The sequence below is a fragment of the Collimonas sp. OK242 genome (assembly GCF_900107095.1).
Lineage (GTDB): Bacteria > Pseudomonadota > Gammaproteobacteria > Burkholderiales > Burkholderiaceae_D > Collimonas.
Genome location: NZ_FNOR01000002.1, coordinates 132,761 through 155,456, shown reverse-complemented (window position 1 = coordinate 155,456; position 22,696 = coordinate 132,761). Strand labels below are relative to the sequence as shown.

At 58.7% G+C, this 22,696-nt stretch carries 20 protein-coding genes; 6 read left to right on the top strand and 14 right to left on the bottom strand.

The window, feature by feature from the left end:
- Positions 1-81: 81 nt before the first annotated feature.
- From BLV81_RS02305 to BLV81_RS02285, 5 genes are all read right to left on the bottom strand, one after another.
- Entirely contained in the window at positions 82-957 is an 876-nt protein-coding gene (locus BLV81_RS02305) for an ATP-binding cassette domain-containing protein (RefSeq protein WP_092352005.1), read from the bottom strand.
- Positions 954-1,943, bottom strand: coding sequence for an ABC transporter ATP-binding protein (locus BLV81_RS02300; RefSeq protein WP_092352003.1), 990 nt, complete (start codon positions 1,941-1,943; stop codon positions 954-956). The genes BLV81_RS02305 and BLV81_RS02300 overlap by 4 nt, the downstream gene beginning before the upstream one ends.
- A 50-nt stretch (positions 1,944-1,993) precedes the next feature.
- Entirely contained in the window at positions 1,994-2,890 is an 897-nt protein-coding gene (locus tag BLV81_RS02295) for an ABC transporter permease (protein WP_218134241.1), read from the bottom strand.
- A 60-nt stretch (positions 2,891-2,950) separates the two neighbouring features.
- The gene (locus BLV81_RS02290; protein ID WP_092351999.1) at positions 2,951-3,868 is read right to left on the bottom strand and encodes an ABC transporter permease; all 918 of its coding nucleotides are present in this window, start codon (positions 3,866-3,868) and stop codon (positions 2,951-2,953) included.
- 85 nt (positions 3,869-3,953) lie between these two features.
- Complete coding sequence (locus BLV81_RS02285) at positions 3,954-5,468, bottom strand: ABC transporter substrate-binding protein (protein ID WP_255364903.1); 1,515 nt, start codon at positions 5,466-5,468, stop codon at positions 3,954-3,956.
- Positions 5,469-5,647: 179 nt separating this feature from the next.
- Between BLV81_RS02285 and BLV81_RS02280 the strand changes: the two genes are divergently transcribed.
- Positions 5,648-6,556: a LysR family transcriptional regulator gene (locus tag BLV81_RS02280; protein ID WP_092351997.1), complete on the top strand. Its 909-nt coding sequence runs from the start codon at positions 5,648-5,650 to the stop codon at positions 6,554-6,556.
- 54 nt (positions 6,557-6,610) lie between these two features.
- Here the strand turns inward: BLV81_RS02280 and BLV81_RS02275 are convergent, their stop codons facing one another.
- Positions 6,611-7,126 carry an Lrp/AsnC family transcriptional regulator gene (locus BLV81_RS02275; RefSeq protein WP_369823783.1) on the bottom strand — a complete coding sequence of 172 codons (516 nt, stop codon included), beginning with the start codon at positions 7,124-7,126 and terminating at the stop codon, positions 6,611-6,613.
- Positions 7,127-7,333: 207 nt separating this feature from the next.
- Between BLV81_RS02275 and BLV81_RS02270 the strand changes: the two genes are divergently transcribed.
- The gene (locus BLV81_RS02270) at positions 7,334-8,350 is read left to right on the top strand and encodes a 1-aminocyclopropane-1-carboxylate deaminase (RefSeq protein ID WP_092351995.1); all 1,017 of its coding nucleotides are present in this window, start codon (positions 7,334-7,336) and stop codon (positions 8,348-8,350) included.
- A 59-nt stretch (positions 8,351-8,409) separates the two neighbouring features.
- Here BLV81_RS02270 and BLV81_RS02265 read toward each other — a convergent pair whose 3' ends face one another.
- Genes BLV81_RS02265 through BLV81_RS02255 form a run of 3 tightly spaced genes read right to left on the bottom strand, consistent with a single transcriptional unit; the run spans position 8,410 to position 12,447 of the window.
- Positions 8,410-9,582 carry an NAD(P)/FAD-dependent oxidoreductase gene (locus BLV81_RS02265; RefSeq protein ID WP_092351993.1) on the bottom strand — a complete coding sequence of 391 codons (1,173 nt, stop codon included), beginning with the start codon at positions 9,580-9,582 and terminating at the stop codon, positions 8,410-8,412.
- Positions 9,583-9,617: 35 nt separating this feature from the next.
- Positions 9,618-11,147, bottom strand: coding sequence for an amidase (locus BLV81_RS02260; RefSeq protein ID WP_092351991.1), 1,530 nt, complete (start codon positions 11,145-11,147; stop codon positions 9,618-9,620).
- Positions 11,140-12,447 carry an MFS transporter gene (locus tag BLV81_RS02255; protein WP_092351989.1) on the bottom strand — a complete coding sequence of 436 codons (1,308 nt, stop codon included), beginning with the start codon at positions 12,445-12,447 and terminating at the stop codon, positions 11,140-11,142. The genes BLV81_RS02260 and BLV81_RS02255 overlap by 8 nt, the downstream gene beginning before the upstream one ends.
- A 178-nt stretch (positions 12,448-12,625) precedes the next feature.
- Between BLV81_RS02255 and BLV81_RS02250 the strand changes: the two genes are divergently transcribed.
- Positions 12,626-13,507 carry a LysR family transcriptional regulator gene (locus BLV81_RS02250; RefSeq protein WP_369823782.1) on the top strand — a complete coding sequence of 294 codons (882 nt, stop codon included), beginning with the start codon at positions 12,626-12,628 and terminating at the stop codon, positions 13,505-13,507.
- A gap of 33 nt (positions 13,508-13,540) precedes the next feature.
- Here BLV81_RS02250 and BLV81_RS02245 read toward each other — a convergent pair whose 3' ends face one another.
- The gene (locus BLV81_RS02245; protein ID WP_092351985.1) at positions 13,541-14,005 is read right to left on the bottom strand and encodes an Lrp/AsnC family transcriptional regulator; all 465 of its coding nucleotides are present in this window, start codon (positions 14,003-14,005) and stop codon (positions 13,541-13,543) included.
- A gap of 157 nt (positions 14,006-14,162) precedes the next feature.
- On the opposite strand from BLV81_RS02245, the gene mdeB reads away from it, so the two are divergent.
- Positions 14,163-16,847 (top strand): alpha-ketoglutarate dehydrogenase, encoded by a 2,685-nt coding sequence (mdeB, locus tag BLV81_RS02240; protein ID WP_092351984.1) that lies wholly within the window; start codon positions 14,163-14,165, stop codon positions 16,845-16,847.
- A gap of 70 nt (positions 16,848-16,917) precedes the next feature.
- Here mdeB and BLV81_RS02235 read toward each other — a convergent pair whose 3' ends face one another.
- From BLV81_RS02235 to BLV81_RS02220, 4 genes are all read right to left on the bottom strand, one after another.
- Positions 16,918-17,397, bottom strand: a complete 480-nt coding sequence (locus tag BLV81_RS02235; protein WP_092351982.1) for an acyl-CoA thioesterase — start codon at positions 17,395-17,397, stop codon at positions 16,918-16,920.
- 248 nt (positions 17,398-17,645) lie between these two features.
- Complete coding sequence (locus BLV81_RS02230) at positions 17,646-18,662, bottom strand: ABC transporter substrate-binding protein (RefSeq protein WP_092351980.1); 1,017 nt, start codon at positions 18,660-18,662, stop codon at positions 17,646-17,648.
- A 60-nt stretch (positions 18,663-18,722) separates the two neighbouring features.
- A complete protein-coding gene (locus BLV81_RS02225) occupies positions 18,723-19,607 on the bottom strand; it encodes an ABC transporter permease (RefSeq protein WP_092351978.1) in 885 nt (294 codons plus the stop codon).
- A gap of 8 nt (positions 19,608-19,615) precedes the next feature.
- Entirely contained in the window at positions 19,616-20,419 is an 804-nt protein-coding gene (locus BLV81_RS02220) for an ABC transporter ATP-binding protein (RefSeq protein WP_092351976.1), read from the bottom strand.
- A 134-nt stretch (positions 20,420-20,553) separates the two neighbouring features.
- Between BLV81_RS02220 and BLV81_RS02215 the strand changes: the two genes are divergently transcribed.
- Both BLV81_RS02215 and BLV81_RS02210 read left to right on the top strand, forming a co-directional pair.
- Positions 20,554-21,219: a response regulator transcription factor gene (locus BLV81_RS02215; RefSeq protein WP_092351974.1), complete on the top strand. Its 666-nt coding sequence runs from the start codon at positions 20,554-20,556 to the stop codon at positions 21,217-21,219.
- Positions 21,216-22,583: a sensor histidine kinase gene (locus BLV81_RS02210; protein ID WP_092351972.1), complete on the top strand. Its 1,368-nt coding sequence runs from the start codon at positions 21,216-21,218 to the stop codon at positions 22,581-22,583. The genes BLV81_RS02215 and BLV81_RS02210 overlap by 4 nt, the downstream gene beginning before the upstream one ends.
- Positions 22,584-22,696 lie beyond the last annotated feature (113 nt).

Sequence of the window (22,696 nt, the reverse complement as noted above, 5' to 3'; positions counted from 1 at the left end):
CCTCGATTGACGGCGGCATCGGCGCTCAACCGATGCCAAGGGTAGATGGTTTTTGCGTTCCTGCAGCAGGTATTTATGGAGCTATTGCATGGCGTCCGCCGGCGAAGCCTGCAGGACGATGTCCGGAATGCCGAGACCAGGTTCCGGCGACAATGCCGACGCCAGCAACATCCGCGTATACGGATGCTGAGCCTGCGAAAAGATCTTTTCGCGCGTCTCCAGTTCGACGATGCTGCCCTGATGCATCACCGCGACGCGATCCACCAGATGTTCGACCACGGCGAGATCGTGACTGATGAACAGATAAGTCAGACCGAATTCTCGCTTCAGGTCGAGCAGCAGGTTCAGTATCTGCGCTTGCACCGATACATCGAGCGCAGACGTCGGCTCGTCGCAGATAAGGATGGCGGGCCGCAGAATCAGCGCACGGGCGATCGCCACGCGCTGGCGCTGTCCGCCGGATAGCTGGTTCGGGTATTGATGATGAGTGCGTTCCGGCATACCGACCAGATCCAGCATCTCGCGCAACTTGCTGCGTTGCTCGGCGGCGTTGCCGATACCATGCAGCTTGAGCGGCAGGCCGACGATTTGCGACACGGTCTTGCGTGGATTCAGCGACGAATACGGATCCTGGAATATCGGCTGGATATGGCGCGCCGCAGCCATGCGCTGCGCCGGATCGATCTCCATGCCATTGATCAGCACATTTCCTGAACTCGGTTCAAGCAGGCCCAGCAGCATTTTGGCCAGCGTACTCTTGCCGCAGCCGGACTCGCCGACCAGTCCCAGCGTCTCGCCGCGATACAGGCGCAGCGAGACATCGTTGACGGCTTTGATTTCACCTTCGGCCTGAAAAAAGCCGCGATTCACTTTGAAAGTCCGGCTTAGCGCACACAATTCCAATGCGATGTCGCTGCTGCCAGTGTTGCCGCCCTGTTCTTCGCCGATCCTACTCATGCCGCCACCTCCGCGCCATGCGGATGAACGCTGTTGCAGCGTGCATAATGCGCATCCTGGATGGCGACATTCGGCGGCAACTGCTCGCAGCCATCGTGCGCCTGCGGACAGCGGTTGCGAAAGGCGCAACCCTGCACCGGTCCGACCAGGCTCGGCACCACGCCCGGTATCGCCGCCAGGCGGCTGCCCGGCGGCGTCTTGCCGCGCACCGGAATGCAGTTGAGCAAGCCGCGCGTGTATGGATGGCTGGGGCGGGCGAACAGCTGCGCGACCGGCGCCGTTTCGACTATCTCGCCGGCGTACATGACCGCCACGCGATCGGCGATGCGCGCCACCACACCCAGATCGTGCGTGATGAATACCACTGCGCTGCCGAATTCCTTTTGCAATTCTCTTATCATCCGCAGAATCTGCGCCTGTATCGTGACATCCAGCGCGGTAGTCGGTTCGTCGGCGATGATCAGATCCGGTTCACACATCAGCGCCATCGCGATCATCACGCGCTGGCGCAAGCCGCCTGACAGCTGGTGCGGGTACTGCCGCATGCGGTCCTCGGCATTCTTGATCCCGGTGCGGTGCAACAGGTAAATCGCCCTATCGCGGGCTTCCGCATACGACACCTGGCGATGCTGGAGCAAGGCTTCGCACAATTGATTGCCCAGCGTATAGGACGGATTGAGCGAGGTCATCGGATCCTGGAAAATCATGGCCATGCGCTGGCCGCGCAGGTCCGCCATCTTGCGTTCCGGCAGCTGCTGCAGATCGATGCCGTCGAAACGGATGTGAGCGGCGCTGCGCTGCGCCTTGCGCGGCAACAAGCCCATCAACGCCAGCGATGTCATCGATTTGCCGCATCCCGACTCGCCGACCAGGCACAGCATCTCGCCGCGCCTGACCTGGAAATCGATGCCGCGCACCGCGTGCAGCATGCCATGCTCCGTCGGCAAATCTACCCGCAGGTCTTTTACATCAAGCAGTGTGTTCATACCGGACTCCTGGTTGCACTCGTGTTCTGACGTTCATCGAGGAAGCCGATTCAATTGCGGCCATCGGGAGCATTCATGTCGCGCAGGCCGTCGCCGACCAGGTTGATCGCCAATACCAGTAATATCAGCGCGATGCCGGGAATCAGGATTACCCAGGGCTGGAAAAACATATAGGCCTTGCCCTCGGCCACCATCAGCCCCCATGAAGGAGTCGGCGGCTGCACGCCGAGGCCGAGAAACGACAGCGTCGCTTCCAGCAGGATCGCATGCGCCATTTCCAGCGTCGCCACCACGATCAGCGCGCTCATGATATTGGGCAGGATTTCGCGCAGCAGGATGTAAGGCGTCGACGCCCCCAGCACCTGGGCCGAAGCGATGAACTCGGCATCGCGCAATTGCTGGGTGGCGGAGCGCGTGACCACCGCGAAGCGGTCCCACAGCAGCAGGCCCAGCAATACGATGACCACCTTGAGCGAACCGCCGGCCAGCGACGCCACCGCTAGCGCCACCAGCACCACCGGCATGGCTAGCCGGGTCGTGATGATGTAGCTGATCACGGCATCGACGCGGCCGCCGAAGTAACCGGCCAGCACGCCCAGCGTGCTTCCTATCAAGCCTGAAATCAACGCCGCCGAAAAGCCGATCAATAGCGACACGCGGGCGCCGAATATCAAGCGGCTCAGATAATCGCGCCCGAGCTTGTCGGTGCCGAGCGCATGCAGCCAGCTGCCATTGGCGTGCCAGACCGGCGGAATCAGGCGTTGCGTGACATCCTGGCTGTAAGGATCGTGCGGCGCCAGCCAGGGTGCAAACAGCGCTGTCAGCACGATCAGGACAAGCACTGCCGTTCCCAATGCCAGGCCGTGATCGCCAAGAAATCTGCGCAGCTTGCTATGCCACATCGGGGCTGGCGCCGGCACGGCTTGCAAAGCGGCGGAGGATGACATTGCTGCAGCAGTCAACGAGGACGGCAGCTGAGGCGACAACGGAGACGACATACGATTCCCTTAGCGAGTGCGGATGCGTGGATCAAGCACGGCGTTGATCACGTCGGCCAGGAAAGTCAGTGCGATATAAAACACCGCGATGATCAGCACCACCGCTTGCACCACCGGATAATCGTTGCGCGAGATCGCATCCCACGCCAGTTGTCCCAGGCCTTGCAGCGAGTAGACCGATTCGATCACTACCGAGCCGCCCAGCATGAACCCCATTTCCACCGCAGCCAGGGCAACCACCGGAATCACCGCATTGCGCAGCGCATGCTTGAGAATCACGCGGCTCCTGCTCAGGCCTTTGGCTCTGGCGGTGCGTATGTAATCCGAATCAAGCACATCGAGCATGCCGGCGCGCGTCAGCCGCATCATCGCCGGCGTCGCGTAATAGCCCAGCGCAATGGCTGGCAGTACGAAATGCTGCCAGGTGGTATTGCCCGCCACCGGCAGCCAGTGCAGGCCGACCGCAAAGATCACGATCAAGGTCAGGCCGAACCAGAAACTGGGCATGGCTTGGCCGATCACCGCTATCAGCAAAGCCAGCCGGTCCAGCCAGGTGTCACGGAAAATCGCCGCCAGCACGCCCAGCGGGATCGCCACGAATACCGCAAGCAGCAGCGCGATGCCGCCGAGCTTGAGGGTGATCGGCAACCGCTCCGCGACCAGTTCCATGACGGAACTCTGGAAATAGTAGGAACGTCCGAAATCCAGCCGCACCGCATTCCACAGCCAGTCGGCAAATTGCGCCGTAAGCGGCCGGTCCAGGCCGTATTGGGTGCGTATCGCCTCCACTTGCGCCGCGCTGGCTTCCGGCCCGGCGATGGCGGCGGCCAGATCGCCGGACAGATGCAACAACATGAAGCTGACCACGGATACCGTGATGGCGACGCTCAACGCGATCATTAAACGACGAAGGATGTAGTTCAACATGGTGATGGCTGCCCTGGCTGGTTTGAAATGGCTGGCGTCGATCCCGGCGTCGTTCTCGAATGAATGGCCGGGGCCGGACCGCGGATTATTTCCAGCTGGCCTCGTAGAAGCGCGGCAATTCGTCCGGGTAGCCTTGGAATTTCAACGCTGACGTGTAGGCGTAATTGGTGGAATAGGAAAATAGCGGAGCCGCCAGCGCCTGCTGCGAAATGCGCTGCAATGCCTTGCTGTAGTTTTCCTTGCGCACCGCGGCATCGAGCGAGGAATCGGCCGTATCCAACCAGGTTTTTACCTGCGCATCCTTGCTTACATCGTCAGCGCCGCCCTTAAACCAGACGCCGGTGAAGGCGGAAGTGTCGTTCACTGAAAACGAGCCCCACGCCTGAAAGGTCATCGGCGTCTTGCCGGCGCGGTATTCGGTTTGCAAGGCGGCAAATTTCATGTAATGCAGACGGGCATTGATGCCGATCTTGTGCAAATCGCCGATCAGGGCTTCCGCATATTCCCGCTCGCGATATGCATAGATCTCGGTGTCGAATCCTTTCGGATACCCGGCTTCGGCCAGCAGAGCCTTGGCCTTCGCCGGATTGTATTCATATTTGACGACCGCCTTGGTTTCGCATCCGAATTGCGCGCGGAAACAGGCCGCATACACCGGCTGGCTGCCGCCGCGCACCAGGCTGCCGGCCAGGCCGTTGCGGTTGACGGCATAATTCACGGCCTGCCGTACGCGTACGTCCTTGAACGGCGAATTCGCTGCCGAGCTGCCGGTGCTATCCATGGTCAGGAAACCGATGCGCATGGTCTCGCCGCTCTGCACCGTGATGTTCGGCATGCTGCGCATCGCGTCGGCTTGGTCGGCGGCCACCCGCCAGATCCAGTCGATTGCACCGGTCATCAGCTGCGCAACCCGGGTTTCCGGATCGGGTATCACAACGAATTTCAAATTAGCTATCTTCGGCTGGCCTAGCGGACTGTCCTTGAAGTAAGCGCTGTTCTTGACCATGCTCACGCCCTGCCCCGGGGCGACACTGACGATGCGGTAAGGACCGGTGCCGATTGGCGCCTTGCTGAATCCTTCCACGCCAACCTTCTTGAAATACGCCGCGGGATAGATCGGCGTCGGACCGGACAGGTATTCGAGCGCCGCAGGGAACGGCTGTTTCAGGTTGATCCGCACCCGATACTCGCCCAGCTTTTCGGCGCTTTTTATCCAATCGGTATTCTGGCGCGTAACTACCTTGGATTCCGGGGAAGCCACGTAGTTGAAGGTAAACACGACATCGTCGGCGCTGAACTTGTCGCCGTTGTGGAACGTGACGCCTTGGCGCAAATCCAGCACCAGCGCAGTCGGCGACTCCCATTTCCAGGAAGTCGCCAGTTGCGGTTTGTATTCGTTGGTTTTGGGATCGCGATATACCAATGTATCCCACGCCAGGTGCGCAATGATGACTCCTTCGCGCAAATTGTTGTGATAAGGACCGATATTCTCAACCTCGCTGTCGGACGCGTAGACCAGCGTATCGTTGGCCTTGCCGGCCAGCGCCGATGCCGAAAAGGTAGTAGCGGTGGCAGCGACGGCGAACAGGATACAGCGCATCCGGGCAGTGGAAATTGTCATCACAAACATCCTTTTCGAGAATTTTTCTGGAAAAACCGTGGCTTCGAATTGATACTAGGCCACAATGCAACTTGCAACAACTATCAAATTTCTAACTCTGCGTTGCTGAAAATGGAACGCAGAAAACGTCAGAAAAAATTAGAGATGAGGCCATTTCCATGAAATCGCATCAATTGCAAGAAACGTCGCTGCGCTATTTTCTCGAAGTCGTTCGCTGCGGCTCGATCAGCGAGGCTTCGCAGCGCCTCAACGTAGCGAGTTCAGCAATCAGCCGGCAGATCAGCGGCCTGGAGCAGATTCTGGATACCGTGCTGTTCGAGCGCCGCCCGCGCGGCATGGTGCTCAGCGCCGGCGGCGAAGTGCTGGCCGCGCATGCGCTCAAGGCGGCATTGGAAGCCGACCGCGTAGTAACGGATCTGCTGTCGCTCAAAGGATTGAAGAGCGGCAGGATCAGGATCGCCAGCACGGAAGGTTTCGCCATCGATTTCCTGCCGCGCCTGGTCGCGGATTTCCAGAAAAAATATCCGGCGATCGTATTCCAGTTGTATGTGGGGCCGCCAGCCAGCGTTTCGCGCCAGGTGCGCGAGGGTAATGCGGATATCGGCCTCACCTTCAGCCGCATCCCTGAGCCGAATATCAAGGTCGTGCACCAGCAGCCCGCTCCGGTCATGGCCGTCATGCGCAAAGACCATCCGCTGAGCCAGTTCAAGCAGGTGTCGCTATCGCAATTGGTCGCCTATCCGATCGCCCTGCCGGAACCGAACACCACCTTGCGCCAATTGTTCGACATTGCCTGCAACCGCCAGCAATTGCTGTTCGAGCCGGTGCTGACCAGCAACTATGTCGAGGCCTTGTACAATTTTGTGATGTACGGCGGCGGCGTCTCCGTCTCCGGCGAAGTATCGGTTCGGGACCGGGTCGCGGAGGGAAAAATGGCCATGCTGCCGATCCGCGACCGCGGCCTGGATGGACGCCAGGTCGAAGTGCAAACCTTGATCGGGCGCAACCTGCCGCGCGTGGTCGAGACATTCCTGGACTATCTGTTGAATCATCTGAGGTCACAGTAAATCGACAGCTCGACATTAGCGGATGCAAGTCGGCCCAGCACGGGCAATCGCGTGCTAGATCGGCAGCTGGGTGGTTGAGAGAACCTGCTTGAGCACCATGAATGTGCGGATTTGCCGCACTCCCGGCAAATACAGCAGCTGCTCTGCATGGAGGCGGTTGTAACTGTCGTTATCCTTGGTCCGCAACAGCATGAAGTAATCGAACTCTCCTGTCACCACATGGCATTCGAGGCAGCCCGACACCTTTTGCGCTGCCCGCTCGAAATCGGCAAACGACTCCGGCGTCGACCGGTCCAGCACCACGCCGATCATCACCAAGGTGCCGGCATCCAGGGCACGCGGATCGAGCAGCGCCACGATCCCCTTGATCAACCCCAACTCCTTGAGCCGCTCGACTCTTCGCAGACATGCGGGAGCGCTCAGATTGACCTTGGCCGCCAACGCCACATTCGACACCGAGGCGTCGCGCTGCAGCGCCCTGAGGATCGCCCGGTCGGTGCGATCCATGGTTTCGCCGGCGGCATCAGCGGGCGACGCCTTTGAACGCAATTTTGTTGCTTTCATATGCATTTAGTCAAAATAAAAGATAACTATATTTTTAATATTCATATTTTAAGTCTGAATAATTGAAAGAACTTGCAACCATGTTTCTTGCGATTGATTTTAATATGGATTTGATCTCAACATCAATGAATGCTGGATTTGAGCATGCCTGTTTTCTTTGCCAGCTTTGATGCGTGGATACCCACTCCCACCCCAACCCCAGGAGCCGTTGCCATGAACCTGAAAAAATTTCCACGTCACCAGCTTACTTTCGGACCGACGCCTATCCAGCCGCTGAAACGGCTAAGCGCTCATCTCGGCGGCCAGGTCGAGCTTTACGCCAAACGCGAAGACTGCAACAGCGGCCTGGCCTTCGGCGGCAACAAGACCCGCAAGCTCGAATACCTGATCCCTGAAGCGTTGGAAGGCGGCTACGACACCCTGGTTTCCATCGGCGGCATCCAGTCGAATCAAACGCGCCAGGTGGCAGCGGTGGCTGCGCACCTGGGCCTCAAGTGCGTATTGGTGCAAGAGAATTGGGTGAACTATTCGGATGCCGTGTATGACCGGGTCGGCAATATCGAGATGTCGCGCATCATGGGCGCTGATGTGCGGCTGGACAGCGCCGGCTTCGATATCGGCATCCGGCAAAGCTGGGAACAGGCCATGGAAGATGTACGCAAGGCCGGCGGCAAGCCCTTCCCTATCCCTGCCGGCTGTTCCGAGCATCCGCGCGGCGGCCTGGGATTCGTCGGTTTTGCCGAAGAAGTTAGGCAGCAGGAAGCCGAGCTGGGTTTCAAGTTCGACTACATCGTCACCTGCTCGGTAACCGGCAGCACGCAAGCCGGCATGCTGGTCGGTTTTGCCGCCGACGGCCGCGCCGACCGCGTGATCGGCATCGACGCTTCGGCCAAACCGCAACAGACCTTCGAGCAGATCCTGCGTATCGCGAAAAATACCGCGGGGCTGGTCGAACTGGGGCGCGACATCAGCGCCAAGGATGTCGTGCTGGATACCCGTTTCGGCGGTCCGGAATACGGTTTGCCGAACGACGGCACGCTGGAAGCCATCCGCCTGTGCGCGCGCATGGAAGGCATGTTGACTGACCCGGTCTACGAAGGCAAGTCGATGCACGGCATGATAGAAAAAGTGCGGCTGGGCGAATTCCCCGCAGGTTCCAAGGTACTGTATGCCCACCTGGGCGGAGTACCCGCACTTAACGCTTACAGCTTCCTGTTCCGCAACGGTTGAACGGTTGATTCACCGGTGCGCGGCGCGGGCATCCGCAAGGCGCACGGTAAGAAATCATCTTAAATGCCGCTCGACCCGCCATCCCCATCTTTTCCGCTCAAGCGTGCGGGACTGAGCGCGGCAGCGTCGACCCCGTGCGCCAGTATGTGATCCGGGATCGGCAAGCCGCGCAGCATTGCGGCATACGCTTCTCCGGCCGCCGGCGCCGATTGAATGCCGTAGCCGCCTTGCCCGGCAGCCCAGAAAAATCCCGCCAGCTGTTGATCGAAACCGGCAACCAGGCTGCCGTCCGCGACGAACGAGCGCAAACCGGCCCAGACATGGCTGGGCCGGCGTACATGAAGTGTCGTCAAGTTTTGTATGTGATCGATCGCAATCGCGATATCGAGCTCTTCGGCCTGGACGTCGTGCGGCGCCACCGGATCCACATTGGCGGGAGAGCCGAGCAGCATGCCGGCATCCGGCTTGACATAAAAGGATTCATCAATCCGCATGAACAGCGGCCATGACGATACATCCATGCCGGCCGGCGGCTGGAAAGTGAATGCCGAGCGCCGCATGGGCGCCAGTCCTATATGGGCGGCGCCGGCCATCTGTCCGATAACGTCGGCCCAGGCGCCGGCAGCATTGATTACTACCGGCGCACTGAACCTGCCCTGCGTGGTGGTGATTTCCCAGGTTTGCGTCCGATATGCCAACGCCAGCACTGCCGCATCGCAAATCAGCTTAGCCCCGGCCGCCCCAGCCTTGGCTCCGCGCAGGAATCCCTGGTGCAAGGCATGCACATCGATATCGGCGGCATCCGCCTCATAGACCGCAGCTGCCACCAGTTCGCGGCGCAATACCGGTACGCGCCGGCAGGCCTGCTCGGCATCGGGACGTTCGACTTTATCCGACACGGAACGTACGATCGCTTCGTGCTTATCCAGTTCAGCCAGCTGATCCTGCGTCGCAAACATCAAGGCGCCGCGCGGTATGAGCAGTGGATGGCCGGCAAAGCCCGGCGGCGGATGGTCGAAGAAAGCACGGCTGGCGCAGGTCATGGCGCGTACCTGCGGCGGTCCGTAGCTTTCCATATACAACGCCGCCGAACGGCCGGTACTGTGATAGCCGGGCTGCGACTCGCGCTCAAGGATGATCACGCGTGCGTGCGGCGCGAGCCAATAGGCGATCGATGCACCGGCAATACCGGCGCCGATGATGATGTAATCTGCTTGCATCTCATTGTCCATGCAACCTCGCTTTCGATTTCATGCTTGGTCCGGCCCTATACTGCGGGCATGGCGCCGGCTGGGGCTGCGCTTGCCTGCGGCATATTCTGCGGCGGATGCGTAACGATAGACGTCAATTCGGCATGGGTCTTTGTCAGTGCATCCAGGTCAGGCCGCGGCCGGCGCAGTTCCGGGTGGCTGTCGAACAGCCGCTCGAACGCACCGGCGCATGCCAGCAAGTAGTTATCTGCCCGGAAAGCGCCGATCAGTTGAAGGCCGAACGGCATGCTCTTGTGATCGCTGCCGCATGGCATCGACAGCGCTGGATTGGTTGCCAGTGTGACCACATAGGTGAGCGACAGCCAGCGATAGTAATTTTCGAGGGCGACGCCGTTGATCTGTTTCAAAAACAGATCGGACCAGGGAAAAGGCGACACCGGCGTGGTCGGCGCAAGTATCAGGTCATAGTCGGCGAACAGCGCTTGAAAACGACGGAACAGGCGCGTCTGCTCAGCCTGCGCCCAGGCGCAGTCAGTCAGCGTCATGGCCGCGCCCAGTTCGTAGTTGGCGCGCGTATTCGGTCCGAGCGAAGCGGGATCGCGTTTATAGGCGGCCTCGAAACCGGCGACAAAACTCTCGGCCCGGATCACGTCAAAGCAGCGATGCGCATCGCCCAAATCGACGGCCAGCGGCGTGCATTCCTTGACAAACGGGCGCAGCGCGGCGATCTTGCTGCGGAACACCTGGCGTATGTCGGCATCGACTTCGCAAACGCCGAAATCTTCGGTATAGCCGATGCGCAGCTCGGACAAATCGATATCCCGGAGCGCGCTGAACGCATCCGCAGCGATCGGATAACTGAGCGGATCCGCCGCATGCATGCCGACGCTGGCTTGCAACTGAAGCAATATGTCGGCCATGTTTCTGCCCATCGGCCCGACCACCGAGATCGGAGTCCAGCCCAGCAATTTCCGCTCGCTGGGGATCAAGCCGGGTGAGGGGCGGAATCCGACCACGCCGCATTTGGCTGCCGGGATGCGCAGCGAACCGCCGGTGTCGGAACCGCTGCACATAGGCAGCATATCTACCGCCAGCGCCGCCGCCGAACCGCCGGAAGAGCCGCCCGCGTTCAGGGTTGGATTGAAAGGATTGCCGGTGGCGCCCCATACGGTATTCCTGGTATTGGCCCCCGCCCCCATTTCGGGCACATTGGTTTTGCCGGCCACAATCGCGCCTGCGGCACGCAAGCGCGCCACCAGCGCATTGTCTTTCGTGGGAATGTTATGCCGATAGATCGGCGAGCCGTAAGTCGTCAGCAAGCCTTCGGTTTCTTCGAGATCCTTGATGCCGATCGGCAATCCATGCAATAGCCCCAGCCGCCGCCCTTGCAGCACAGCCGCCTCGGCAGCGACAGCTTCAGTGCGGGCGCGCTCGAAACAGGTAGCGGTAACGGCATTGATATACGGATTGATCGCCTCTATCCTGTCGATGCAGGCGTCCAGCAATTCCACCGGCGATATTTCCTTCGAGCCGATCAGGCGGCGCAATTCGACCGCGCTTTTCTCAACGATATTTTTTTCAAGCATGGGATTCCTTGGAAAGGTTCGCGGCTTCAAGCTGCAGCCCGTTTTTTTCGATGTCGGCTAGTGTGTCTATTTCTGTTTCTGCTGTGCTTTGGGCGGTCTGGATAAACAGGCTGACGATGACCGAAAAGCATGCCGCGGCAATCAGGAAGCCGAACGCGTAGTTGTAATTGTTGAAAGCGCTGACCAGGAAACCTATCGCCAGCGGCGAGATGAAACCTGCGGATTGTCCACCGAGATTGACCATGCCGATGCTGCTTCCCACCAGGCGTGCCGGAAATATCTTGGTCGGCAGGGCGATACAAGTCGCCAGCACGAAGGATTTAAAAAAATAGACGATGCATTGGTAGGTAATGACGCCGGCGACGCTGTCGGCCGTGTACATGAAATACAGGAAAACGGCCGTCAATACCGAGCTGGCGATCAACAGGTAGCGCTCCCTGCCATCGAAAAAGCGCACCATCACCCAGCCGCCGATCGCCGTTGAGATGCCTGCAAGCACATAGGGCAGAGGCAGAAGCAAGCCTATCGATTTCAGATCCAGCCCGCGTTGCGTCATCAGATAGGCAGGCATCCAGGAATCCAGTCCCTTGTTGACAATGCTGAGCCCGAACCACACCGCGACGATTTTCCACATCAAAGATGTCTTAAGCAGATTCCGGAAAGCTTCCTTGTCTATCCGCTTCTTCTCGGCGGCCGCCGCGCTGCCCTTACCTAGTTCGATGACCCTGGCCGGCTTGATGAAGAACCAGTACGCCGCGCTGAACATCAGTCCGGCAATGCCCATATAGTGGAATACGTTGCGCCAGCCGAAATGAATGATCATCGGCGCAATGATCAGCGGCGCCAGCATGCTGCCGACGTAGTTGGACGACATCAGCAGCGACGACATCTTCGGCCGTTCTTCTTTTGAAAAGACTTCGGCCACGCCCTTGACGCTGGCCGCCGGGAATGCGCCTTCGCCCAACCCGAACACGAACCTGATCAGCACCATGCTGGTCAAGGACCAGGCGATGCCGGTGACGCCGGTGAATATCGACCATAACAGGATTGAAACCACGATCACGGGTTTCGAACCGAAGCGATCCGCCAGCCAGCCGCCAGGCAGCTGCATCAGCGAATATCCGAGAAAGAAACTGCTCAGCAGTATGCCCAGTTCCGCCGGCCGCAGCTGGAAATCGCTGGCGATATGCATGACGGCGAAAGTGATCGCGGCCCTGTCGATATACGAAACGCACCATCCCAGGTAGAGCAGCGCCAGAACCACGTACTTGTGACTGTTTTTCCCCAATGCCGCATTCATGCTCGAATCCTCCGGATCTCGATATACAACAAGCCAGCCTGTCACAAAACACAAGACTCATGCTAAGGCGCGCCGAGGTTTGCAACAAGTACAATGTTTCGAATAATCGTTTGCCGTTTCGGCAAACCATAAATAAAATGGCAGCATGATAAACACCAGGGTTTTGCAGGAAACAGGCGTGCGCTACTTTCTTGAAGTAGTGAGGAGAGGCTCGATCACCGAGGCCGCGATTACGCTCAACGTCGCCTCTTCCGCCATCAGCAGGCAGATCGCGCGGCTGGAGAGCGAGCTTGATACGGTGCTGTTCGACCGGGTCGCGCGCGGCATGAAGCCGAACGCGGCCGGCGAACTCCTGGCAGCCTATGCCTTGCGCATGCAGCTTGAAACCGAGCGCATCGGCAATGAGATCCTGGCCTTGAAAGGACTCCAGCGGGGCGAGGTCAAACTGGTCAGCACCGCCGGTTTTGCGGTGGACTTCCTGCCCGCGGCAATAGAAGATTTCAGAAGAAGCCATAGCGGCATCCATTTCCATTTGTCGGTGGGTTCGGCCGCACATGTCGCCCGCCTCCTGCGCGAAGGCGAGGCAGACATAGGGCTGACCTTTGCGCTCGCGCCGGAGCAGGACATCAAGGTCGAATACAGCCAAAGCGCGCCTATTCTGGCCGTGATGGGCACCGGGCATCCGCTGGCGGCACGAAAGCACGTGGCCTTGTCCGAGCTGATCGCCTATCCGATCGCGCTGCCGCAAAAGAAAATCACGATGCGACGGCTCATCGACGCCTGCTGCAGCAAAAAGAACCTGCTGATCGAACCGGTATTCAGCAGCGATTCAATCGATGCGTTACTGAGTTTTGTCAACGCCGGCGGAGGCATAGCGTTTTCCGCCGAATTACCGATTCGGAAATTGTTGGCGACGGGGCAACTGGCCGCCGTCCCGATTAAAGATCGAGACATGAATGCCCTGCAGATGGAAATTCAGTCGCTGTCCGGACGCACGCTGTCGCAAGCCGCAAAAGCGTTTTTGAACACATTGATAGTCAAGGCGCCGACACCGGGATGATTGCCGTTTACAAGGTTGACTGGCGCCACCGCCTTAGAGCTTGATCGGCAGCGCCGTCTTGTATTTCACCTGCTTCAAGGCGAAGCTCGAACGGATGTTCTTGATACCCGGAATCTTTGTCAGGTGATCCAGGATAAAGCGTTCCAGCGCCTGGATATCCGGCACCACGATGCGCAGCAGATAGTCCTCGTCGCCGGTCATCAGGTAGACCTCCATCACCTGCTCGAAGTGGCTGACGGCTTTTTCGAAGCGCGCCAGCGCGGCGGACTCCTGTTTTTCCAGGCTCACCTGGATGAAGACGTTCATTTTCAAGCCAAGCGCCGGCGGGTCGACCAGCGCGACGTAACGCGAGATCACCTGGCCCGCTTCCAGGTTCTTGACCCGCGCCAGCGTCGGCGACGCCGACAGATTGATCTTCTTCGCCAGGTCGACATTGCTGATATTGGCGTTTTCCTGCAACTCCATCAAAATACGCAAATCCGTTGAATCAAGATCCATATGCGGTATAAAAATCTGATTGATTAATAATAAAAGTATTTTATGCTTAATTAATGTAAATACACAGGCGATTTAGGTTACCCATGCTGCTTCTTTGCCGTTACCTTATGCTGAAGGTGAAACTCAAGCTAAAGCTCAACGGCAAGGAACGAGGACCATGGAAATGTCATCCGTCAACAATCTGAACAATCCCTTCGACAGTGATGCGCAGGAAACCGAAGAATGGCTAGCCGCTCTGCAGTCCGCCATGCAAGCCTCCGGTCCGGAACGCGCCCGTTACCTGCTGTCGCGCCTGAGTGCTGCTGCCCAGAACTGGGGAGTCAAATGGCGCGATGCGCGCAATACGCCCTATGCCAACACCATTCGTGTCGAGGACGAACCGCCGTTCCCGGGCGGCTCGGATGCCCTAGCGACCGAACAACGGCTGGCCAGCCTGATGCGCTGGAATGCGCTGGCGATGGTGGTGCGCGCCAACCGCGCCTATGGCGAACTGGGAGGCCATATCGCCAGCTACGCTTCCGCAGCCGATCTGTTCGAAGTCGGCTTCAACCATTTCTTCCGCGCGCGCACAGACTCTTTTGGCGGCGACCTGGTCTATTTCCAGGCGCATTCGGCGCCCGGCATTTATGCGCGCGCCTTCCTGGAAGGCAGGCTGACGGAGAAAGAACTGTCGTTCTACCGGCAGGAAATCGAGGCGAAAAAACATGGCGCGCAGGGCCTGTCTTCATATCCGCATCCGTGGCTGATGGAAAACTTCTGGCAATTCCCCACCGGCTCGATGGGGCTCGGGCCGATCAGCGCCATCTATCAGGCGCGCTTCATGCGCTACATGGAGCATCGCGGCTTGCTGGCGCCGCAAGAGCGCAAGGTATGGGGCGTATTCGGCGACGGCGAGATGGACGAGCCGGAATCGCTGGCTGCGCTCAGCCTGGCGTCGCGCGAAACGCTGGACAACCTGGTGTTCGTGGTCAACTGCAATTTGCAACGGCTCGACGGCCCGGTGCGCGGCAACGGCCATATTGTCGATGAGCTGGAAACCATATTTGCCGGCTGCGGCTGGAATGTCATCAAGCTGCTATGGGGTTCGGACTGGGATCCGCTGTTCGCACGCGACCAGGCGGGCGACCTGCTCGATGCGCTTAACCAGACGGTAGACGGCCAGTTGCAGACCTTCGCCGCCAACGATGGCGCCTTCAATCGCGCCCGTTTCTTTGGACAAAGTCCGGCATTGCAGGCAATCGGTGCGACGCTGACCGATGACGAGATCGATCGTCTGCATCGTGGCGGGCACGACATGAAAAAAATCCATGCGGCCTACCTCGCCGCCGCAAATCATCGGGGCCAGCCGACGGTGATACTCGCGCAAACCAAGAAAGGCTTTGGCATGGGCGCTGCCGGACAAGGCAAGATGACCACCCACCAGCAGAAAAAACTGGACGCGGACACCTTGCTCGAATTCCGCGACCGCTTCCGCCTGCCGATTTCCGATGAAGACTGCGCAGCGCTGGCATTCCACAAGCCGACGGACGGCAGTCCCGAAATGCGCCATCTGCTGCAACGGCGAGCCGCATTGGGGGGATTTATGCCACGTCGCAGCGCATCGCAGACAAAGATCGGGGCGCCGGAGATGGCCTCTTATGCGAAGTTTGCACTGGATGCCGATGGCAAGGAAATGTCGACCACGATGGCCTTGGTGCGCATGCTGGGCGCCCTGCTGAAAGACGGCGGTATCGGCAAGCACGTCGTGCCCATAGTCGCCGACGAAGCGCGCACTTTCGGCATGGCAAACCTGTTCAAGCAGGTCGGCATCTATTCGTCGCAGGGCCAGCTGTATGAGCCTGAGGACATCGGCTCGATTTTGCCTTACCGCGAAGCCAAGGATGGCCAGATCCTGGAGGAAGGCATTTCGGAAGCCGGCGCAATTTCTTCCTGGACTGCCGCCGCGACCAGCTATTCGGTACATGGCCTGCCGATGCTGCCGTTCTACATTTATTACTCGATGTTCGGCTTCCAGCGTATCGGCGACCTGATCTGGGCGGCAGCGGACCAGCGGGCGCGCGGTTTCCTCATCGGCGCCACCTCCGGGCGTACTACCCTGGCGGGCGAAGGCTTGCAGCATCAGGACGGCTCCAGCCATGTGGTTGCAGCTACGGTGCCGAACTGCGTTTCCTATGATCCGGCCCATGCCTATGAATTGGCGGTGATCGTACAGGATGGCATGCGCCGCATGCTCGGCAGTAATGAAGATATTTTCTATTACATCACCGTAACCAATGAAAACGAGGCGCAACCAAGCATGCCAGCGGGCGCCGAAGAAGGCATCAGGCGCGGCATGTATTGCCTGCAGCCACAAGAGAATGCGGATGTACGTTTATTGGCGGCCGGCCCGATCCTGAAGGAGGCGATCGGCGCAGCGGCTCTGTTGAAGGAAAAACTTGGCATCATCGCCGAAGTCTGGAGCGTCACCAGTTATACGGAGCTGGCGCGCGATGGCGTCGCGGCCGAACGGCTGCGGCGCCTGTCGAGTTCTTCCGCGGACGCCTACATCACGCAGCAACTCGGACGCAGCAACGCACCGGTCATCGCCGCCAGCGACTATGTGCGCAGCATTGCCGAAAGCATCCGCGCTTATGTGCCGGCACGCTACGTCACGCTCGGTACGGACGGTTTCGGACGCAGCGACACGCGCGCCAATCTGCGCGACTTTTTCGAAGTCGATGCGAAATGGATTGCCTTTACTGCAGTGCGTGAACTGCCCGTTGGAAAAGATGCGGCGCAGTTGCCGAAATTTGCAGAGGCGCTTGGTCTGGATTTGACGAAACCCTGGTCGATAAAGGCGTGAAACCAGGCGGCAAACTCTCAATCCTCTCCGGCACTTGAGGAAATTGATTGCGCGCTACCTTCCGCTACCCTCAAGTAGTCTTGACATCTTCAAAGCGGCGCGCAAGTTCCTGGCGCAACTGCTTGCGCAGGACCGCAGCCTCAAACCGCCGCTTCTCATCGGCGCTGAACGGACGCAACGGCGGCACCGCAACCGGGCGGCGGTCGCCGTCTACTGCTACCATTGTGAAAAAGCAACTATTGACGTGGCGCACCACCTGGGTGCGGATGTCCTCGGCCACCACCTTGATGCCGACCTCCATCGATGAGGTGCCGGTATGATTGACGCTGGCAAGGAAGCTGACCAGTTCGCCTACGTGGATGGGCTGGCGAAAGGTCACCTGGTCCACGCTCAGGGTCACCACGTACTGCGCGGCGTAGCGGCTGGCGCAGGCATAGGCTACCTGGTCGAGTAGTTTGAGAATCGCACCCCCATGCACATTACCGGAAAAATTAGCCATGTCGGGCGACATCAGCACGGTCATGGTGAGTTGGTGAGATGGCATATCCATAATTGACGGGTTTTCTGTTTGCTTTAAGAAGGCTGCGAAAGCGGCAAGCCTATCCCAAAACGACCGAAACTAGCAAGAAGCAGATAGGTCGAAACGCCCCGTGTTGCAGAAATGCGGCAGATCCCGTCTTGCAGGATTCCGTAAGAGCGCAGGTAAGTCGGATGCGAATTTATGTTGCTCGGCCGACTTCGCATCCGCCCTCGCCTATGCCGGCTCAAGGCAGCAGGCAAACTGCTTCAGTCTGTTCCTTAGCTCCCCTGCCGTCCGCGCACGGATGGGATAAACATGTCCGACCATTTTGCCGGCCGGGTTTTTATCGTGCCGGCTTTGTCCATGAACAGCACGTACTGCATCAAGCCGTTGGGCGTGGTGTGGAACTGGACGTCAGGATCCGAGAGCATTTTTTCCACTTCGTCGACCGTCAACTTGATTTTGGAGACGCGGATGAATGTTTCGGCCGCACCATGCCGGTCCTTTGCAATGTAGGTATTGGCCTCTTCTTGCGCAGCCATGAAAGCCTGGACCAGCTTTGGATTGTTCTCGGTGAACTGTTTCAACGCAAACACCACGTCCAGCGTGATGTTGCCCAGCACGTCCGAGGAATTCAGCACCCGAGTAATTTTTGGATTCTTCAGTTCCTGATAGGAGAACGGCGGCGAAGTGAAATGCGCCGTGATCTCGGTTTTGCCGGACATCAGCGAACCCACGGCTTCCGGGTGTCCCAGGCTGACTGTCAAAGGATCGAGCTTGGCATAGTTCTCGGCGCCGAAGGTTTTGGCGACCGCCATCTGCAACACCACGGCTGACAGCGAAGTCTTGATGCCCGGAATCGCAATCTTGTCTTTGGGAGTAAAGTCTTTCAGCGATTTGACATTCGGATTATTCGTGTTCAGCCACAGCGATGAGGTGCTCAACGCGCCCAGCCCGATCACTTCCGAGCGCGGGATTCCCTGCGCCTTGGACCACAAGGTGATGAAGCCCGGCGCCCCGGTGCCGGCAATGTCCAGGTTCCCGGCCAGCATCGCATCGTTGATCACATTGCCGCCGTCCAGCGTCAGCCAGTTGATCTTGATCTCGCCCAGGCCCATTTTTTTTGCCTGTTTTTCCAGCAATTGCTGGTCGCGCATCACCATCAGCGGCAGATAGAGGATGCCGTAGCCGTGCGAAATACGCACAGTGGACGCCTCGGCGTGCGCGACGTTCATGAAGGTGGACAGGGCCAATGTCCCTGCTAGCACCAGTTTGCTGAAAGCTCTGCGTTTCATTGATGTCTCCTTTTATATGCTGTTATTTTATATACCCTACTGCGCGTTCCGGACAACCGGTCAGTGCTGCATTCCCCAACGACGGATGGTCCGCTTCTCAATCGTGGCAAAGATGAAATTCTCGACAAACAGTCCGATGATGATCACGAAGAACAGGCCGGCAAATACATTCGCCGTTTCGAGCTGGTTGCGGTTTTCAAAAATATACCAGCCCAGGCCGCCGCTGCCCGACGACACGCCAAACACCAGCTCGGCCGCAATCAATGTGCGCCAGGCAAATGCCCAGCCGACTTTAAGGCCGGTAAGAATGCTGGGAAAAGCAGCCGGGATCAGGATCGCGCCAACCAGCGAGAACCGTTTCAAGCCGTAATTCTGACCAACCATGCGCAAGGTATTGGAGACTCCGCGAAAGCCGCTGTGGGTATTCAGCGCCACCGCCCATAAGACCGAATGCACGATGACGAAGATAATGCTGCCGGTGCCCAGGCCGAACCAGATCAGCGCCAGCGGCAACAGCGCAATCGCCGGCAGCGGATTGAACATGGAGGTCAGCGTTTCCAGAAAATCGGTGCCGATGCGCGAACTGATGGCAATCGTGGTCAACAAGGTCGCCAGCGCAATGCCGAGGCCATAGCCGATCAGCAAGGTCTGCATGGAGACGGCGGCTCTTTCCAGCAGAACACCGCTGCTGATGCCGGCCCAGAATGCCTGCACCGTATCCAGAAAACTCGGGAACAGCAATGCATTGTTCAGCCAGCGGCCATATACCTCCCACACCACGGCCAGCACCAGCAGGATAACGATTTTGCGTAGCCATCCGTGGCGATAAAGCGATTCGGCAAGCGATAGCGGGCGCTGGATTTCGGCGGTGTCGGCACGCTGCGGATCGAGCACAAATTCCGGACGTACGAAGAGTTCGGGCAATGCAGTAATGCTTGATTTCATGGCTGACCTCAATGTGAAAACAACATGTCGTTAATCCGGGCTTCCAGCTGCGCCTGGCTGGCGCTGCCGATTTCTTCCGGCGGAATGCTGTTGAGTTCGGCCTTGACCTGGCCCGGATGAGGCGACAGCAGCAAAATGCGGTTGCCGATGCGGATAGCTTCTTCGATCGAATGGGTGACGAATAAAACGGTGAAGCGCGTGTCTTCCCACAGCCGCAGCAATTCATCCTGCATTTTGCGGCGGGTCAGCGCATCGAGTGCTGCAAACGGCTCGTCCATTAACAAGACGTCGGGTTCCATTGCCATGCCGCGGGCGATCGAGACGCGCTGCTTCATGCCGCCCGATAGCGTATGCGGAAAGCTGTCGATAAATTTGATCAGGCCGACTTTTTCGATGTAATAAACGGCGCGTTCAGCCGCTTCGCTTCCACGCAGGCGGCCGCTGGCGTGCAAGGCGAATTCGACATTCTGGCGCACGGTTTTCCATGGCAGCAGCTGGTCGAATTCCTGGAACACCATCATCCGGTCCGGCCCCGGCTGCGTCACTTCCCTGCCTTTCAGGCGGATCGTCCCATGTACCGGCTCCAGATAACCGCCGATGGCTTTCAGCAACGAGGATTTGCCGCAACCGGAAGGGCCGAGCAAAATATAACGATCGGATGGGTAAACCTTGAAGCTGACCTGCTTGGCTGCAGTCACCAGATGGTCGCTGGTCTTGTATTGCAGGGTAACGTTATCGATTTCCAGCAGCGGCGCGGGGGCCGCAGGGAACGCGCTTGCGCCTTGGCGGACGAGGGACTCGTCTTTTTCCATGTTTGTCTCCATATTTTTTATATTTCCTACGCTCCGATGCTAATCTGCGAAACTGTAACGAACCTGACGGTTTTAAATTCATGACAAGCACATTGCCAGAATATAAATATATAGCTAGGAAATAGAGATACAAGATGCGCATTCTTTTGGTGGAAGACACGACAGACGTAGCCGACGCGATTGTCGCGCATCTGTTGCGCCTGGGGCATACCGTGGATTGGGAGGCCAACGGCCGCAAGGCCGCAAACATGGTGACGGACGAGCGTTACGACCTGATCATCCTGGACGTCATGCTGCCGGAGCTTGACGGCTATGCCTTGCTGAAGCGCATACGCGGCGTGCCGCTCAACACCCAGGTACTGATGCTGACCGCATGCGCCGAAATTGAAGAACGGGTGCATGCGCTGGATACCGGCGCCGACGATTACCTGACCAAGCCTTTTGATTTTCGCGAGCTGGAAGCCCGCATCCGGGTGCTGTTGCGACGCTGTGGCGGCGACTCGACCAACCTGCTGAAATGCGCCAATCTGAGCTTGGACCGCAAAAACCGGACGGCCAAGGTTAACGATCTGCCCTTGGATCTGACGCGGCGCGAAATAACCCTGCTCGAAATTATCATCTCCCATCCGGGGCGGATATTCGGCAAGGACGAACTGATCGATAAACTGTTCACCATCGACGACAATCCCAGCGCCAATTCGGTGGAGCAGTATATTGCGCGCCTGCGCAAGAAGCTCTCGCACGCCCAGTTTGAAATCCGTACCTTGCGCGGCCTCGGCTATCAAGTTGTGTTGTCATGATTGTCGCCGGCCGTTCGCTCTATCTGCGCTTGGTGATCCGGGTCGGGCTGGTGCTGGTGGTCAGCGCCATTGCGCTATTGATTGCGATCTGGTTCTCTACCAGGCTGGCAGCGAATGAAGCCTATGACCGAATCCTGAGCGGCAGCGCGCTGTCGATTGCCGAGAATACCTGGTACAACAACGGCACAGTGAACGTCGATGCGCCGATTTCGGCATTCTCCATGCTGACTGCCGGCGATCAGGTGTTCTATGCGGTGCTCGATCCTGCCGGACGGACGGTTGCCGGCGATCCGGAATTCAAACCGGTCATTCCCTGGGACAAGCTGGCCGACGGACCGCTGGTAATCCGCGGCGTGTACCTGGATCTGCCGGTCAGCATCGCCATCGTCGGCAGACGCCTGCCGGCCGCGGGGCCGCAATCCTGGGCTGTGATCATGGTGGCCCAGACCAACAACGGGCGCGAATCGTTTACAAAAGACCTCGGCGCCAACGCGTCGCTGGTGATCGGCGTGATGGGTCTGCTGACGGTGATTGCGGCAATGTTTACCTTGTATCAAACTTTGTCGCCGTTGAAGAATATCGGCATCGCGATTCAGCGCCGCGACCTGCATGACCTGTCGCCGCTGAGCATAGAAGTACCGGCCGAAATCCATCCCCTGGTGAGTTCGATCAACCAGTTCATGCACCGACTCACCGTGCACCGCGAACTGATGCGCCGCGTCATCGGCGACGCCGCCCATCAGCTGCGCACGCCGGTGACGGCGCTGGTATCGCAGATGGAACTGCTCTCGATGCAGCGCGACGAGAGCGGCCGGCTCCGGCACATTGCCAGGCTGAGCGAGCTGACGCATCATCTGGGCAATCTGATCAATCAACTGATCAACCACGCCATGGTGCAGCATCGGGCAGACTCGGTGCAGCTCGAAACGCTAGACCTTACGCTACTGGCCAGGCGTGAAATGAGCGACATGTTATCCGGCCACGCCCGGCGCAACCTCGACATCGCCATGCTGGCGCCGGACGAACCGTGCCTGATACTGGGCGACAAAATCAGTATCCGCGAAGCGATAAAGAATATTCTCGGGAATGCCTTGCAATACGGCGCGCCGTCCAGATTGCATATTGAAATCAGCCGTAAAAACGCCGATTGGGAATTGCAATTCCGCGACGACGGTCCCGGCATCCCCGAAGCCGACCAGGATCGCATCAGGAAACCGTTTTCGGCGCGTGGCGGCGATCGCCTTGGCGCCAGCCTGGGCCTGTCGATCGTTGAAGAAGTCATGCGCGCGCATCACGGCCACATGCGCTTTGGCTATGCGGCCAACCAAGACTTCGTCGTCACCCTCAGTTTCAAGGCGGTCTAGTCACACTCCAGTCGTACATTTCTCGCGCGTATTTTTTCCCCATGTGCATTGAAACTGCTTGCCGGACGATCTCCAGAATGCGCGCTCTGGATAAATAATGCAGCAGCGTCGCC

What these genes read in the sequence shown, in the direction of transcription:
- BLV81_RS02305 (WP_092352005.1), bottom strand. Translation starts at nt 957, where the DNA reads ATGAGTAGGATCGGCGAAGAACAGGGCGGCAACACTGGCAGCAGCGAC.
- BLV81_RS02300 (WP_092352003.1), bottom strand. Translation starts at nt 1,943, where the DNA reads ATGAACACACTGCTTGATGTAAAAGACCTGCGGGTAGATTTGCCGACG.
- BLV81_RS02295 (WP_218134241.1), bottom strand. Translation starts at nt 2,890, where the DNA reads ATGTCATCCTCCGCCGCTTTGCAAGCCGTGCCGGCGCCAGCCCCGATG.
- BLV81_RS02290 (WP_092351999.1), bottom strand. Translation starts at nt 3,868, where the DNA reads ATGTTGAACTACATCCTTCGTCGTTTAATGATCGCGTTGAGCGTCGCC.
- BLV81_RS02285 (WP_255364903.1), bottom strand. Translation starts at nt 5,468, where the DNA reads ATGCGCTGTATCCTGTTCGCCGTCGCTGCCACCGCTACTACCTTTTCG.
- BLV81_RS02280 (WP_092351997.1), top strand. Translation starts at nt 5,648, where the DNA reads ATGAAATCGCATCAATTGCAAGAAACGTCGCTGCGCTATTTTCTCGAA.
- BLV81_RS02275 (WP_369823783.1), bottom strand. Translation starts at nt 7,126, where the DNA reads ATGCATATGAAAGCAACAAAATTGCGTTCAAAGGCGTCGCCCGCTGAT.
- BLV81_RS02270 (WP_092351995.1), top strand. Translation starts at nt 7,334, where the DNA reads ATGAACCTGAAAAAATTTCCACGTCACCAGCTTACTTTCGGACCGACG.
- BLV81_RS02265 (WP_092351993.1), bottom strand. Translation starts at nt 9,582, where the DNA reads ATGGACAATGAGATGCAAGCAGATTACATCATCATCGGCGCCGGTATT.
- BLV81_RS02260 (WP_092351991.1), bottom strand. Translation starts at nt 11,147, where the DNA reads ATGCTTGAAAAAAATATCGTTGAGAAAAGCGCGGTCGAATTGCGCCGC.
- BLV81_RS02255 (WP_092351989.1), bottom strand. Translation starts at nt 12,447, where the DNA reads ATGAATGCGGCATTGGGGAAAAACAGTCACAAGTACGTGGTTCTGGCG.
- BLV81_RS02245 (WP_092351985.1), bottom strand. Translation starts at nt 14,005, where the DNA reads ATGGATCTTGATTCAACGGATTTGCGTATTTTGATGGAGTTGCAGGAA.
- mdeB (WP_092351984.1), top strand. Translation starts at nt 14,163, where the DNA reads ATGGAAATGTCATCCGTCAACAATCTGAACAATCCCTTCGACAGTGAT.
- BLV81_RS02235 (WP_092351982.1), bottom strand. Translation starts at nt 17,397, where the DNA reads ATGGATATGCCATCTCACCAACTCACCATGACCGTGCTGATGTCGCCC.
- BLV81_RS02230 (WP_092351980.1), bottom strand. Translation starts at nt 18,662, where the DNA reads ATGAAACGCAGAGCTTTCAGCAAACTGGTGCTAGCAGGGACATTGGCC.
- BLV81_RS02225 (WP_092351978.1), bottom strand. Translation starts at nt 19,607, where the DNA reads ATGAAATCAAGCATTACTGCATTGCCCGAACTCTTCGTACGTCCGGAA.
- BLV81_RS02220 (WP_092351976.1), bottom strand. Translation starts at nt 20,419, where the DNA reads ATGGAAAAAGACGAGTCCCTCGTCCGCCAAGGCGCAAGCGCGTTCCCT.
- BLV81_RS02215 (WP_092351974.1), top strand. Translation starts at nt 20,554, where the DNA reads ATGCGCATTCTTTTGGTGGAAGACACGACAGACGTAGCCGACGCGATT.
- BLV81_RS02210 (WP_092351972.1), top strand. Translation starts at nt 21,216, where the DNA reads ATGATTGTCGCCGGCCGTTCGCTCTATCTGCGCTTGGTGATCCGGGTC.